Genomic DNA, 13,662 nt, shown 5'->3' with positions numbered 1-13,662 from the left:
ATAGTGCAAAGTTCTGCCGGACTGACCTTCCGACTTCTGGACTCTTCGAAGAAACCTCATAGTGTGCGGTATCGACGAGATGGTAAATTACGGGGGACGTATGGCGCTGCTTAATCAGCCTTTGCAGGTATCGGGGCAACTCGGGAACTTGTTTGAGAAATTGCGGCAGGGCCAAGCTCCTGAGAAGTTTAATCGAGAATTTCTGAAAGACCTCGGGTTTAGCTCTTCAAACCATCATGCCTTTATCCCGCTGCTTAAGGGGCTAGGTTTTTTGACGGAGGACGGGATTCCCACACTGCGATACAAAGAATTTCTGGACGGGACCAAGTGGAAAAAGGTTCTGGCTGAGGCCGTAAAAGATGCTTACAGCGATATATTCGTCCTAAAAGCCAAGCCAGATGCTTCTGATCGAAAGATGATAGCGGGGAAGATCAAGACTACGTATAACGTATCCGAGAACTCTGCTGACCGAAGTGCAGGGACATTTTTGGCGTTGCTCGCCCTTTGTGATCCAGCGGCGTTGGCATCTTCCGGCGCTCATATAGAAGTTAAAGAGGCGTCTGCCCCTAATCCGCTGCCAGTACAAGCGGTGATCAAGCCGGCCGACGAGGCTTTGAGACACAATTCGGCGGGCGTAGGCTTGCACTACAACATTCAAATTCACCTGCCAGCGACGAAAGATGTTGAGGTCTACAATGCCATATTCAAATCGCTACGGACTCATTTAGTTGAGTAATTCAGGGAAAGAACTGCGAGATTTCGTTTTTAGAGGATTGCTCTTTGAGTCGGAGTCCGAAGTATTTCGGCAGGCGGGAATAAAGGTCGGAATTGATCTTGGCCAGACTGAGGAGAGTTTACTGGTTGAGGCGCTTTCTCCATTTGGCGTTCAACGCCGAAACCAGGCAATGGAGATGGCAAGACTTTATGCTGTCCTTCATGCCTTCGAAAATGAGGTCCGGTCATTAATCCGGGACACATTGACGGAGAAAGTGGGAGCTGACTGGTGGGAATCCACCGCATCCGTCCCAAACAAAGTTCGAACCAATGCGGATGCAAGAAAGAAGGTGGCCGAAGCTGACTCCTGGCTGGAAGGCTCGAAAGGCGACCAACTTGAATTTGCCGACTTCGGCGATCTTGCTTTGATAATTCTCCAGAGTTGGGAGCACTTCAAGGACCTTGGTCCAGGTCAGGACTGGATAAAGCAAAGAATGAACGAACTCGAAAAGGCACGAAATTTCGTTGCCCATAACAGAATGCTGCTGCCATCAGAGTTTCAGAGAATTTATATGTATGTATCCGACTGGAATAAAGTTATTGGCCTTTGAGGCTGCTCTAAAGAGTGTTCATTGACTGATGTGTTCGCCTTTGTGCAAGGCGGCTATATTCACATCTTACTCTTATTATTGCGCGATTACGCGTTGGACGGTTGATACCCCGATGCCGAGCGCTTTTGCAATTTTGATTTGACCTATCCCCTTCACTCGCATGGCTCGGACCTTATCCTCTATTGCCGCTCCTACTGTTGGCCTACCCAGCCGCTTACCCTCGGCCTTCGCTCGCGCCAAGCCAGAGTTGACCCGCTCTACGATCATGGCCTTCTCGAACTCGGCAAAGACGGCCATCATCCCAAACAAAGCCCGGCCGGATGATGAACTGGTGTCGAGTGCCTGCTGGTGCAGATAGAGGTCCGCACCATGGCCCCTGAGGTCCTCGAGGAAGCCAACGAGGTCCTGAAGCGACCGACCTAGCCGATCAACCGACCATGCCGCCACCATGTCCACCTCGCGCCGTGCAACGGCCTTGAGCAGGGCATCATAGGCCGGGCGCTTGTCCCGCCCCTTCGACCCTGACACGCCAGCATCCTCAAAGACGGTGACCACATCCCAGCCCGCCCGCGCGGCCACTTGCTCCAGCTCCAGCCGCTGGTTGAGCGTCGTCTGGTCCTTGGTGGAGACACGCAGGTAGATGGCAACTCGTCTAGTCATGATGAAATCCCAAGCTTCAATGAATATACCGAATACAGATGTTTACCGTATGCCGTCAAGCCGCATCGGAGAGGCCCGGAAATGCAGGGGCGCAATCAGCCATATTCATAGGGGATTACGGTATGGCCACACGCGGCGGTCAAAGACGGACGGATGGTTAGATGCGAGCGCGCTGGGTGCGGGTGGAACTGGCGCTACGCTCAGCCAGCATTGATGGTAGTCTGCGTGCCAGCCTGAACTGACACGTTGTTGCCGCTGACCGCCGCGCCGCCGCAGCGTGAAAGGTAGGCCCAGCTCGGGCTCAACATGACGTTGTCGGCCCGGCGAGCTGCCACCAAGAACATGCCGAAGAAATGTCATGGCCACGCCCGCACCCCAGCGTCGAGAGGGGCGGAGGGGGTATTGCGCCGCTCCCTTCTCGATCTTGCTGGCTCCCAAATTCTTGGCATAGACAGCCCGCGATATTCTGGTTCCATCAGAACGGGGAATTGACCTCCAGTTCGCGGGCATCGGCCAGCTCGTCCTGCCGCCCGGCACTGAGGTGCTGGATAAGATCGACCGTTCTGCGGCCCATGTAGATGTCCATGACCATCGCCATCAGTTCCGGATCATCGGAGTGCTGGCCGCCAATATGTCGTGTGATCTGGTTTGCTATCGTCTCGGCACGCATGCGCTTCTTCTCCGTAAATTCTTCGTCAGTCAGCGGCTCCATGTCTTTGCCTTCGGCCTCATGCAGGGCATGCAGCCAGCGTGGATAGTCAGCCGCCTCCTCGCCCAAAGCCCGCTTTACGGAACGCATCTTGGTCACCCAGGACCGGGTCACAGCGGTCGCCCGGATGATCTCGGGGCGGTTCTTCTCGCCAATCAGCACCAGCTTCCAGGCCGCGTCCGTGCGCTCGCTGGAGGTCAGCTTGACGCCGTGCTGGCTGTTCCGTTCGATGCTGGCAAACACGGCATCTGCTGGCGTCCCCGTGAAGTAGACGACAGGCACGGTGAAGGACTGACCCCGCCCGTTCTTGCTGGCGTGCTGGCGGTGCGCCTCCAGCCGCTGGTGCCCGTCCACGAGGAAGGCCCGGCCTCCTGCCATCAATACCGTGAGCGGTGGTAGCTTTTCACCATTGGCCAGAACCTTGGCCAGAGCGGCAATCGCCTGCTCGTCTGCCATCGCCCTGTTGTTGAAGACCGGCAAACACCCGATCTGCTTGAAGGGCAGACGCCTCGGCAACGGCACATCACCGTCCGGCTGCATGGCCAGTTTCTCTATTTCGCGAAGGCCAGCGAGCGCCTCGCCGTCCAGTACCTCGATCTGCGCGGCCAAATCGGGGGTCACGTCCCGCTCAGTTCGGATTTGTAATTCGTGCATGCTGTTCTCGGGTTTATGGTCATGAAGAGCCCGGATTTCGGGCATTCCTCCTAAGGTGGGTGGCATTCGGAGGCCGCTATGCTGGGGGCCATTATAGCCCCGTAGTGAGTGGCCTCCTAAGGTGAGTGGAAATCCACTTTTGAAGACGCCCCGACTGAGGCCGTTAGCCGCCCATGGCGCTAAACACTGACATCCCAGCCCATGCCGCCCCAAACCAGCCGAGGCATTTGATCGGCAGGCTGAGATAGCTATAGGCCAGCAGCATGTTCATGAACTGACTGGAGCCCCGGAGGATGCCATGAAGAAGCGCCAGCAACACGGTCAAGCCGATGAGCGTGGCGATACCTGCAATGATACTCATGGCGCTCACTGCCCCGCTGCTGGTTCAATGCAGAAGACGCCCTGGAGCCGCCCAGCGAAGAACTCCCACTGCCCGGCACCGCGCTTATGGCCAAACCCTACCGGGGCGGTGACAAGCTCAATGAAGGCGCTGATGGGGGTGAAGGGGATGCGCAGGTAGATGGCGACTGGCTTGTGGCCATCATGGAAAAGGTCGAAGTGTTGAGCCAGCGTCTCCCGTAGATCGAGACCGGCGTTGTGAACGAAATTAGCGATACTACGCATGAGAAATTTCCTGAGATTGGTGGTCGAAAGACCGGGCCAAAGCAGCCCCCGAAGAGGCCCACAGGCGTCAACAAGCAGCCGGCCGGGCAATGCCAGCCAGTCTGCATCAAGCCGCCCATGAGCCCGCCATGGGGCTGCTACAGGCGCTCCTTGATGGCCCTTGGCTTTCTCAATCGAAGGCTTGGGCGCTGTGCTTTAGGTGACTTCGCGGTGTTCCTGATCGGCTCGGGACGAACCGTTTCCAGTGTTGGTCGCCAGTCCGTCATTGCCACTTCAAATCGGGGCAGCTTCCTGATTTCTGCGTCAATGACATCTGGCGGCCAATCCCCATAGCCCTCGCGGGCGTCCGTCTGCGACCGGCTGCCAAGCATGAAGTCGCGCGGCTCTTTATCTACTCTGTGCTTCCGGCACAGGCTTGTGAACGAATGCCGCCAAGCATGATTTGGCCTGCCTCCCGGTGCGGCGATGCCCAGTTCTTCGGTGATCCAGTTTGCAACTTTGCCAGCGCTTTCTCCGGCCCTGTGATCTTCCAGCGCTTTCAGGTCCGTCCCGGCCGGATAGGGGGTGTAGAAGGCAGGCCCATCACCGATGGCCTGGAACATGTCTATCAGGCCCATCTCGATCAGGTGTGGATGAATGGCCATGGTCCAGGCGTTGCCGCCTTTGGTGCTGCCGTCTTCCGGGGTGATGAGCATGAACGTAACGTCGTCCTCGCGGCGCAGATGGCGTCCCTGAAACTGCGTAATCTCACTGACACGCAGGCCGGTGTAGGCGCTTATCCATGGCACCCAAAACACCGCCCGCTGGTGAGGTGCTGATAGTGACTTCTGACTGCCACGGAACGTGGCGGCCAATATGGCCTTGGCCTGCTCCGCGCTGTAGCCCTTCCCGCCATCGGTGGTAGGGGCATCACGCTCATCGCGGATTAGGTCGGCAACATTGGACGCCAAGCTGAATTCCTTGACCCCATGGCGGAGGGTGGACTTGAGCGCCGCAAGATACTGATCATTGATAGTCTTGGTTGCCAGGCCCCGCCCAATGAGCGCGTCTCGCCACCTCCGCACATCATCACGGGTGATGGTTGCGGCGTCCTCGTGCCCGATGAGCTTCACTAGGTCGGCAATCTTGGCCCGGTAGGTATCGAAGGTCCGCGCCTTCTTTGACTGCGTGGCCTGCTTGTGATCGAGCAATGCGGATAAGGTCAACGCATCCTGGTTTCCGCCCCCAACCTCGGTACGTTTCTCGGCCTGCGCTGGCAGTTCTACGGTGGGAAAGCGTTGACCGACTAGGTCGGGGCTGTAGTCCCCATTGGCTCGCCTCTCCAACAGATCGAACACGTCCCTGAGCGCCCTGTCGAACTCCACCAGGAGGCGCTGGTAGGTCTCGGTATCGACGGTGAGGTGATGTTCAAGCAGCGCCCCATCTACCCATGAGCCCCATTTTTCTCGCAGGCTGGGCGGGGGATCAATCATGAGCGCTCGTTGCGTCGGTAATGGTTGCGGCTTGCCGTCCCATCTCTCGCGCCGTTCACGCCTTGCTGCCCAATCAACAGCGCTGCCGGGCTCATCCTCTAGCATCAGCTTCCAGGCGCGGTAGACTTCCCCGGCCAAGGCGACAATCTGCCTGAGGCTCAGCTTGACCGGGGCATTGTTGAAGCTCAGCCAGACTTGGTCGAACTGCGACTGCGCTTCGCCAGCGAGCCGCTTGGCCTCCGCTACGTCCTTCGTCCCCAGCGACACCTGCACAGTGGCACCGATCTTGGGCTGTGATATGCGGCAATCGATTGTGACAATCACGGACTTGCCCGCCGCTACCGCCCTAATCAACGCTGGGGTGCGTTGGCGATACCAGTACACGCCGGTCTTCGGGTGCTTATAGGGACGGGGCATTGAAAGGACCATGTGGACTACCTGTGTGTATCACCGGCAGTTTCAAATCACCTAACAAAACCAGATACTTCTGGGAATTCAACGGGGTAGACTGGTGCTGCCGGACAGGATTGAACTGTCGGCCTCTCCCTTACCAAGGGAGTGCTCTACCACTGAGCTACGGCAGCATCTGGGGCGGTCTGGCTGGTGAGCAAGGCCGCTGATTTGTCGTGGGGCACTTGCCCGCCGCGACGGGGGCTCTACTGCCATAGCCCAAACCTCGACGCAAGGCTAAAAAACGCCTATCACCACCTGATGGCCAACACGATTCCCCTTTGGGGCAAATGAGCAAATCCGAACAAGCCACCCAGCGTGAGCAAAGATTGGCCGCAAAGCTGCGTGAGAACCTCAAACGCCGCAAGGGACAGGCCAAGGCTCGGGCCGATTCCGAGCGGCAGGCGCCCGATCCTCAATCGGCCCCAGAAGCTGATACGGTCAATAAACCGTAAACCAGTTTCGGGTGACTATCGACTAACTGCTGATGCGACGAGATTCTCGTCTGGATGCGGCGAGAAGTGTGGCTTCCGAAAGCCGGAGCGAAGCGTATTGCGATACGCCAGCGACGGAATCGGAAAACGCAGTTTGCAGCCCAGCCAACCGAGAGTTCCAAGCGTCAGACGCTGAGTGCGGCGAGTCTGGCTTACGTGGCAACTAGGACTTGGCCTACCTCCATTCACAGGTAGATGGGCGTTTTGCGCCCGCCATATAGGACAAGACTATGGACCGTATCCGTTTGATCGGTGGCAATGAACTCAACGGCGAAATCCCGATTTCGGGCGCCAAAAATGCCGCTTTGCCGCTGATGATCGCTTCGCTGCTGACCGACGAGCCTTTGGTGCTGCAAAATGTGCCACGCCTAGCCGACGTCAAGCAGCTCGAGCGCATCCTTGAGAATCACGGCGTCGATATCGCCGTGCATGGCCGTCGCCGTGGCGAGGACGACGTTGTCGGCCAGCGCATGACGTTCCATGCCGCCGATATCGTCGACACGACTGCCCCCTATGATCTGGTGTCCAAGATGCGCGCCAGCTTCTGGGTGATTGGCCCGCTGCTGGCCCGTTGCCATGAAGCCCGCGTTTCACTGCCTGGTGGCTGCGCCATTGGCACGCGCCCTGTCGATCTGTTCCTTTATGGCCTCAAGGCGCTCGGCGCCGAGATCGATATCGATGAAGGCTATGTGGTCGCCAAGGCGCCCAAGGGTGGCCTTGTCGGCACCACCATCCACTTCCCCAAGGTTTCGGTGGGCGCAACGCACACCATCCTGATGGCGGCAACGCTCGCCCGTGGCACCACGGTGATCGAGAACGCTGCCCAGGAACCTGAAATCACCAATGTTGCCGAATGCCTCGTCGCCATGGGCGCCAAGATCAGTGGCATCGGCACGCGCACGCTGACCATCGAAGGCGTGGAAAAGCTGCACGGCGCCACCGTGGACGTGATTCCCGACCGTATCGAAACCGGCACCTTCGCCATGGCCGTGGCCATGACGGGCGGCAATGTGTTGCTCAAGGGCGCCCGCCCTGAACACCTGCAGTCGGCGCTCGACATTCTTGGCCGCACCGGCGTTGACCTGACGGTCGAACCGGAAGGCCTGCGCGTTTATCGCAACGGCAATGGCATTCAGCCGGTCGACGTCGAAACCGATCCATTCCCCGGCTTCCCCACCGATCTGCAGGCGCAGTTCATGGCGTTGATGACCATGAGCGCGGGCACCAGCACGATTCGCGAGACGATCTTCGAGAACCGCTACATGCACGTCGCCGAACTGGCGCGCTTTGGTGCCGATATCGCGGTCGATGGTCAGGTCGCCACGGTGCACGGCAAGTCCAAGCTGCGCGGCGCACAGGTGATGGCAACCGATCTGCGCGCTTCGGTGTCGCTGGTCATTGCCGGCCTTGCAGCGCAAGGCGAAACCATCGTCAACCGCATCTATCACCTCGATCGTGGCTTTGAAGGCCTCGAAAACAAGCTGAGCCGCTGCGGCGCGGAAATCGAACGCCTCGCCGGCTAGTCTGGTATCGGGCGTTAAACAAAAATCCCGCGGCGCAGGCGTCGCGGGATTTTTTTATGCCTGTCAGATCGACTGGCCATGCTGGAAGATATTGGTCGGATCGACCGCCGCCTTCACGGCTTCCAGGCGCGCCAGATTGGCGCCGTAGTAACGCTGTCGCCAATCGACCAGCGCATTGTCGGGGAAGTTCTGGAAAGCGCCCGCGCCATGGGTGCTGACCTGCTGGTAGAAGCCGTCCTGCCAGTCGCTGGCGCGGCGCACGACGTCCGGGCGCGCTGCGTCGTCCTCGCTCCAGCTAAAGCCGACCACGGATAGCCAGCGGCTGTTGCGATGGGCAAAAGCGGTGGCGTCACTGGCCAGCGCATTGATCTGGCCGCCGGTCTGGAAGAAGAACAGATCTCCATGCGCGCCGGTACCGGGCCACTGGTAGAGCCGTTCGAACGCAGCGTCGATGAAATCGCCATCGGGCGCTTCGGGCAAAAAGGTCGAGCGCTCGCGAAACCATGCTGGTGCGCCGGGCTCGGAGAGGAAATTCTGGCCCTCCCAATAGGGCAGCTCCTGCACATCGCTGAATTCTGGCGTGCCGACAGCCAGCACCGGCGCCATCAGCGCCATGAAGTCCTCCTGCGAGCCGGCAAACAGGCCCAGCAGCGTCACCGGCACCTGCCGGCCGCGCTCGGCCTGTTCCCGCGTCACCCCGCCCAATGCAATGCGCGAACCAAGGGTGGTTGGCGCTGCGTCGGCGGTGGCAAACAGCACGCGTGCCACGTCCCTGGTATTTTCGCGCCAAACCATGCGGAATACGGTGATGCGCTCATCGGCCGGTGCCGTCTTGATCGTAAAGCTGGTGCTGACGCCGAAATTGCCGCCCGCGCCGCCGCGAATGGCCCAGAACAGATCGCTGTTCTCATTCTCGGACAGGGTCAGCACGCGGCCGTCCGCAGTGACGATTTCCGAAGCGATGACGTTGTCGCAGCCCATACCGAGGCGACGCATGTTGAACCCGATGCCGCCACCGAGCAGAAAGCCTGCCGCGCCCACGCTGGGGCAGCGGCCATGCGTGATCATCCGGCCAGCGCGGTTCAGCGCCGAATAGACCTGCCCGTTGAGCGCGCCTGCCGCGACGGTGACGGTCTGGGTATTGGTGTCATATGCAATCTTCCGCATTTCGCGCATGTCGATCACCAGCCCATGATGGCTCGAACGACCGGCATAGGAATGCCCGCCGCCGCGGATCGCGAAGGGCATGTCGTAGTCGCGGCACCAGCTGATGACATCGGCAACCATTTGCGGGCTGGTGCAATAGGCGACGCCCTGCGGGCGGATGTCGCTGAAGCGCAAATTGTTGGGCAGCGCAGCCTTGGCGTAGCTGGCGTCGCCCGGACGGACCAGATGGTCGGCCGTCAGCCGCTTGAGCGTTTCCCAGCGATCAGGCGGCATCGGCAAAGCAGGGGCGGGCGCAACAATGGCGGTTTCCGCAAGGCTTGGCGGCACCATCACCAGGCTCGCAGCAGCCGCGCTGCCCGCCAGAAAACTGCGGCGTGAAAGAGATTTATGCATTGTCATGACGGCCCCCAGGTAACGCCTTTTCTTGCCACGGCGGGCGTTAATGAGGGATGCAGTCAATCGCTGCGATCTGCATGTGTCTGCCGCGCATGGCATTGCCCGCGCGGCGTCAAACTTGTAGATCGGTAGCTGCGTGACCAGATAATCTCGTTCTACGCAGCCATGGGCCGACCAGACATGACCGACCTGAAACTACTCGCGCTTGATACCGAAGACCTCGAAGTCATCTCCGCCCATGTTCAGGACGCCGTCGTGCGTGTTGCCGATATGGGCTATGCGCGCGGCGATCACCGCTTTGCGCTGCTGATGAACCGGTTCGACTGGGAATCAGGCGCCAGCCGTCGCGACAAAGGCTTGCGCAAGCGCGCCGCGCTGCATTTCGATGCGGTGCAGTCGGTGGTGACCAATGGGTTCGATCCAGCCGCGCCCGAAGGCGTGCTGAACCTCCTCGCGATCACCTTCATGCCGATTGACGGCCCCGCCGGCATCATCGAAATCAGCTTTGCCGGGGGTGGCACTGTCCGCCTCGGCGTTGAATGCCTCGAAGCCCGCCTTGCCGATCTTGGCGCCGCCTGGGCGGCTGCCGCCAAACCAGCCCACTCGCTCGACTAAGGACTGCCTATATCCATGCCTATCCGTCTCGACAGCCAGGACACCGATTTCGAACAGCGCTTTATGGAGCTGCTGGGAAGCAAGCGCGAGTCCAGCCAGGACGTGAACGACACCGTCACGCGCATCATCGCCGACATCCAGTCGCGCGGTGATGAGGCGCTGCTCGAATATACCAACAAGTTCGACCGCACCCATTACAGCGTCGAAAACCTGCGCATAAGCGAAGCCGAGATCGACGCCGCCGCTGCCCGCGTGACCGACGAAGTGCGCGCGGCGCTACAGACCGCGCATGACCGCATTTTGGCGCATCACCAAAAGCAGAAGCCCGAAGATCACATCTATCAGGACCATCTTGGCGTGACGCTGGGCACGCGCTGGACGCCAGTGGACGCCGTCGGCATTTACGTGCCGGGTGGCCTTGCCTCCTATCCATCCTCGGTGCTGATGAATGCTGTGCCTGCCAAGGTTGCCGGTGCCAGCCGCATCGCCATGGTCGTGCCGACGCCCGACAACCAGATCGCCGCGGCCATTCTGCTCGCCGCCAAGATTGCCGGCGTGACCGAGATTTACCGTGTCGGTGGCGCGCAGGCTGTTGCCGCGCTCGCCTATGGCACGCAAACCATCGCCAAGGTCGACAAGATCGTTGGCCCCGGTAACGCCTATGTCGCCACGGCCAAGCGCCATGTCTTCGGGCAGGTGGGCATCGACATGATCGCCGGCCCATCCGAAGTGCTTGTTATCGCCGATGGTTCGGCCAACCCGGCCTGGGTCGCCGCCGATCTCATCGCGCAGGCCGAGCACGGGGCAGGGGCCCAGTCGATTCTCGTCACCACCGAAAAGGGTCTGGCCGACGCGGTCGAGGCCGAAGTCGACCGTCAGCTGTCCATGTTGCCCAAGCAGCAGATCGCCCGCGAGGGCTGGAACGAGTTTGGCGCCGTCATCACCGTGACTTCGCTGCATGAAGCGGCCGACCTCGCCAACCGCATCGCCTCCGAGCATGTCGAACTGGCGCTGGACGATCCACAGATCATCCTTGGCGCCATTCGCCATGCCGGCGCGATCTTCCTCGGTCACCACACGCCCGAAGCCATTGGCGACTATGTCGGCGGCTCCAACCACGTGTTGCCCACCGCCCGCTCGGCCCGCTTTGCCTCGGGCCTTGGCGTGCTCGACTTCATGAAGCGCACCTCGATTCTTGGTTGCGATCCATCGTCATTGGCAGCGCTGAGCGAAGCGGCGGTCATACTGGCGGAAGTGGAAGCCCTCGACGGTCATGGGCGCTCCATTTCGATCCGGCTGAACCGGTGAGCATATCGATGGAAAATCCGGCCAAGGTCCCTCAAGCCGATCGCCTGGTTACCGTCACGCTCGACCCCAACACCATCACCTCGATCAATCCTGACGAGGTGCATGAGTGGCGCATTGCCATTTATGACCTGCTCGAAAACAACAGCTTTCGGCCCGCGCGCGTCACGGCGACCGGGCCGTTCGCGCTGCATATGTCCATCGTCGGCAATTTCATCGTGCTCGACGTGCGCCACCCCGAAACCTTCCAGCCGATCGCCGCGCACTATCTGTCGCTGACCCCGTTCCGGCGCCTCATCCGCGACTATTTCCGCATCCGCGACGCCTATTACGAAGCGATCCGTTCGGCCCAGCCGTTCCAGATCGAAACCGTCGACATGGCCCGGCGCGGTATGCACAACGAGGCGGCCGAACTGCTGCGCACACGGCTGGCCAACAAGATCATCCTCGATCTCAACACCGCCCGGCGCCTGTTCACGCTGATCTGCGCCGTACAGCCCTATGCCAGCCGGATCGATGAAAGCAAAAGCGAGCTGCCGACGGTGCTGTTTGTCTGCTCGATGAACTCGGTGCGCTCGCCCATCGCTGCTGCCTTGGCCCGTCAGGCCTTCCCCGGCCGCATCATTGCGCGCTCGGTGGGCGTGAATGGCGGCAAGGCCGATCAGTTCGTGCACGAGGTGATGGAGGAGGTCGGGATTGATATGAGCATCCACACCCCCCATATCCTCGATGAGCTGGTTGCCAACCGCTTTGATCTCGTCATCACCCTGTCAGACGATGCCCCAGAAGCCGTGGCCCGCAAGGGTCTCGAAGCCGATGCGGTGGAAAATTGGCACGTGGCCGATCCCTCACTCGTCGAGGGAAACCGCGAAGTGGTGTTGAGCGCCTATCGCGAGCTGCGCGACAGTCTGCGCAAGCGCGTGCGGGAGCGTTTGGAGCCACTGGTTCATGAACGCCCGCAGTAAAAGTGGCCGCCGATTTTGCTCTTCGGAGGCGCTGCAACTCGTGACGAATTGCGCCGTTTCGCCTCTTGGGCGCGGATGCGGCGCAAGTGGTTCACAAATCCATTGAATTGAAGTAGGTAGAGGCCACTTTCCGACCCGTGGCCGGCGAGCTATGCCCCTATGGGTCTTATCAGGAGATAGTATGGCGAAGGAAGAAGTGCTCGAGTTTCCGGGCGTTGTCACAGAATTGCTTCCCAACGCGACGTTCCGCGTCAAGTTGGAAAACGAACACGAGATCATTGCCCACACCGCTGGCCGCATGCGCAAGAACCGCATCCGCGTGCTCGCAGGCGACAAGGTCCTGTGCGAAATGACCCCCTACGACCTGACCAAGGGTCGCATCACCTATCGCTTCAAGTAAGGTCCGCAGATGGCCAGTCGTCCGGATTTGATCCTGGCCTCCGCATCGCCGCGTCGGCTTGCCTTGCTGAATCAGATCGGCATCGAGCCCGAGCATCTGGTGCCGGCCCATGTCGATGAAACTCCCGAAAAGGCCGAACTGCCACGCAAGCTGGCCATTCGCCTCGCCGATCTCAAGGCGCTGACCGCCCAGCACAAGGCGCGGTCTGCCGGGTTCGGGCAGGGCGCTTTGGTCTTGGCTGCCGATACGGTAGTCGCCGTCGGGCGGCGCATTCTGCCCAAGGCCGAGACCATGGAAGAGGCCAGCGAGTGCCTCCGCCTGCTGTCGGGCCGGGCGCATCGCGTCTATACCGCGTTGACCGTGCTCACCCCGTCCGGCGTCAAGCGCCAGCGGCTGGTCGAAACGCGCATCCGCTTCAAGCGCCTCTCCACCAAGGAGATGGAAGCCTATCTGGCCTCGGCCGAATGGCGCGACAAGGCCGGCGGCTATGCCATCCAGGGAATCGCCGGGGCGTTCGTGGTCAAGCTGTCCGGCTCCTATACCGGCGTCGTCGGTCTGCCTCTGCTCGAAACCGCGCAATTGCTGGCTGGCGAAGGCTATCCGGTGCATTTCAACTGGCTCAATCAGGCCAGTCTGTCAGGCGTCTGATGCTCACGGAAAAGAAATGCCCGATCTGCGGCAAGCCGAGCGTTGAGGCCTTTCGCCCTTTCTGCTCCAAGCGCTGCGCCGATGTCGACCTCAACCGCTGGCTGACCGGCAGCTACGTCATCCCCGCGCGCGACGACGAACCCTTGCCCGACCTAGGCAATGGCGTCCCCGATTACAACGAAGACGACAACATCTGAGCGCAACCCCATCGGGGCCAGCGATTGACAAGCTTGCTATAGCCAGCGCAATAAACAT

General features: G+C 60.3%; 16 protein-coding genes, 1 tRNA gene and 1 pseudogene. 11 read left to right on the top strand and 7 right to left on the bottom strand.

The genetic code is table 11. The features are described 5' to 3' along the window. Positions 1 to 100: 100 nt before the first annotated feature. Both ABIE28_RS14010 and ABIE28_RS14005 read left to right on the top strand, forming a co-directional pair. A complete protein-coding gene (locus ABIE28_RS14010; protein WP_354063927.1) occupies positions 101 to 736 on the top strand; it encodes a DUF5343 domain-containing protein in 636 nt (211 codons plus the stop codon). Continuing rightward, positions 729 to 1,325, top strand: coding sequence for a Swt1 family HEPN domain-containing protein (locus tag ABIE28_RS14005; RefSeq protein WP_354063925.1), 597 nt, complete (start codon positions 729 to 731; stop codon positions 1,323 to 1,325). The genes ABIE28_RS14010 and ABIE28_RS14005 overlap by 8 nt, the downstream gene beginning before the upstream one ends. Before the next feature lie 75 nt (positions 1,326 to 1,400). Here the strand turns inward: ABIE28_RS14005 and ABIE28_RS14000 are convergent, their stop codons facing one another. The 6 genes from ABIE28_RS14000 to ABIE28_RS13975 form a co-directional block, all read right to left on the bottom strand. After that, on the bottom strand, positions 1,401 to 1,985 hold the full coding sequence (locus tag ABIE28_RS14000; protein ID WP_354063923.1) for a recombinase family protein: 585 nt from the start codon (positions 1,983 to 1,985) through the stop codon (positions 1,401 to 1,403). A gap of 475 nt (positions 1,986 to 2,460) precedes the next feature. Beyond that, positions 2,461 to 3,348: a ParB/RepB/Spo0J family partition protein gene (locus ABIE28_RS13995; RefSeq protein WP_354063921.1), complete on the bottom strand. Its 888-nt coding sequence runs from the start codon at positions 3,346 to 3,348 to the stop codon at positions 2,461 to 2,463. A gap of 163 nt (positions 3,349 to 3,511) precedes the next feature. Further along, positions 3,512 to 3,709 (bottom strand): hypothetical protein, encoded by a 198-nt coding sequence (locus tag ABIE28_RS13990; protein ID WP_354063920.1) that lies wholly within the window; start codon positions 3,707 to 3,709, stop codon positions 3,512 to 3,514. Positions 3,710 to 3,714: 5 nt separating this feature from the next. Next, entirely contained in the window at positions 3,715 to 3,972 is a 258-nt protein-coding gene (locus ABIE28_RS13985; protein ID WP_354063918.1) for a hypothetical protein, read from the bottom strand. A gap of 137 nt (positions 3,973 to 4,109) precedes the next feature. Further along, positions 4,110 to 5,873 carry a DUF6538 domain-containing protein gene (locus ABIE28_RS13980; protein WP_354063916.1) on the bottom strand — a complete coding sequence of 588 codons (1,764 nt, stop codon included), beginning with the start codon at positions 5,871 to 5,873 and terminating at the stop codon, positions 4,110 to 4,112. Positions 5,874 to 5,953: 80 nt separating this feature from the next. Further along, positions 5,954 to 6,028, bottom strand: a tRNA-Thr gene (locus tag ABIE28_RS13975). Between the two features lie 156 nt (positions 6,029 to 6,184). Here ABIE28_RS13975 and ABIE28_RS13970 point away from each other — a divergent pair. Continuing rightward, on the top strand, positions 6,185 to 6,349 hold the full coding sequence (locus tag ABIE28_RS13970; RefSeq protein WP_354063915.1) for a hypothetical protein: 165 nt from the start codon (positions 6,185 to 6,187) through the stop codon (positions 6,347 to 6,349). 269 nt (positions 6,350 to 6,618) lie between these two features. After that, the gene (gene murA, locus ABIE28_RS13965; protein WP_354063913.1) at positions 6,619 to 7,911 is read left to right on the top strand and encodes a UDP-N-acetylglucosamine 1-carboxyvinyltransferase; all 1,293 of its coding nucleotides are present in this window, start codon (positions 6,619 to 6,621) and stop codon (positions 7,909 to 7,911) included. Positions 7,912 to 7,974: 63 nt separating this feature from the next. Here murA and ABIE28_RS13960 read toward each other — a convergent pair whose 3' ends face one another. Next, entirely contained in the window at positions 7,975 to 9,477 is a 1,503-nt protein-coding gene (locus tag ABIE28_RS13960; protein WP_354063911.1) for an FAD-binding oxidoreductase, read from the bottom strand. A 177-nt stretch (positions 9,478 to 9,654) separates the two neighbouring features. Here ABIE28_RS13960 and ABIE28_RS13955 point away from each other — a divergent pair, with 177 nt between their 5' ends. The 7 genes and pseudogenes from ABIE28_RS13955 (at position 9,655) to yacG (ending at position 13,604) form a co-directional block, all read left to right on the top strand. Beyond that, positions 9,655 to 10,089 (top strand): DUF2948 family protein, encoded by a 435-nt coding sequence (locus tag ABIE28_RS13955; protein WP_354063909.1) that lies wholly within the window; start codon positions 9,655 to 9,657, stop codon positions 10,087 to 10,089. A 15-nt stretch (positions 10,090 to 10,104) separates the two neighbouring features. After that, the gene (gene hisD, locus ABIE28_RS13950; protein WP_354063907.1) at positions 10,105 to 11,397 is read left to right on the top strand and encodes a histidinol dehydrogenase; all 1,293 of its coding nucleotides are present in this window, start codon (positions 10,105 to 10,107) and stop codon (positions 11,395 to 11,397) included. A gap of 8 nt (positions 11,398 to 11,405) precedes the next feature. Continuing rightward, positions 11,406 to 11,879: pseudogene (locus ABIE28_RS13945) on the top strand (UPF0262 family protein); the annotation flags it as partial. A 57-nt stretch (positions 11,880 to 11,936) separates the two neighbouring features. Then, on the top strand, positions 11,937 to 12,359 hold the full coding sequence (locus ABIE28_RS13940) for an arsenate reductase/protein-tyrosine-phosphatase family protein (RefSeq protein ID WP_354066453.1): 423 nt from the start codon (positions 11,937 to 11,939) through the stop codon (positions 12,357 to 12,359). A gap of 181 nt (positions 12,360 to 12,540) precedes the next feature. Continuing rightward, on the top strand, positions 12,541 to 12,759 hold the full coding sequence (infA, locus tag ABIE28_RS13935; protein WP_035082742.1) for a translation initiation factor IF-1: 219 nt from the start codon (positions 12,541 to 12,543) through the stop codon (positions 12,757 to 12,759). A gap of 9 nt (positions 12,760 to 12,768) precedes the next feature. Then, entirely contained in the window at positions 12,769 to 13,407 is a 639-nt protein-coding gene (locus tag ABIE28_RS13930; protein ID WP_354063904.1) for a Maf-like protein, read from the top strand. Continuing rightward, positions 13,407 to 13,604: a DNA gyrase inhibitor YacG gene (yacG, locus tag ABIE28_RS13925; protein WP_354063902.1), complete on the top strand. Its 198-nt coding sequence runs from the start codon at positions 13,407 to 13,409 to the stop codon at positions 13,602 to 13,604. Before ABIE28_RS13930 ends, yacG begins: the two co-directional genes overlap by 1 nt. Positions 13,605 to 13,662 lie beyond the last annotated feature (58 nt).

The organism is Devosia sp. 2618 (genome assembly GCF_040546815.1).
Lineage (GTDB): Bacteria > Pseudomonadota > Alphaproteobacteria > Rhizobiales > Devosiaceae > Devosia.
Note: the sequence above shows the minus strand (reverse complement) of the source record. Positions and strands in the feature narration are given on the sequence as shown.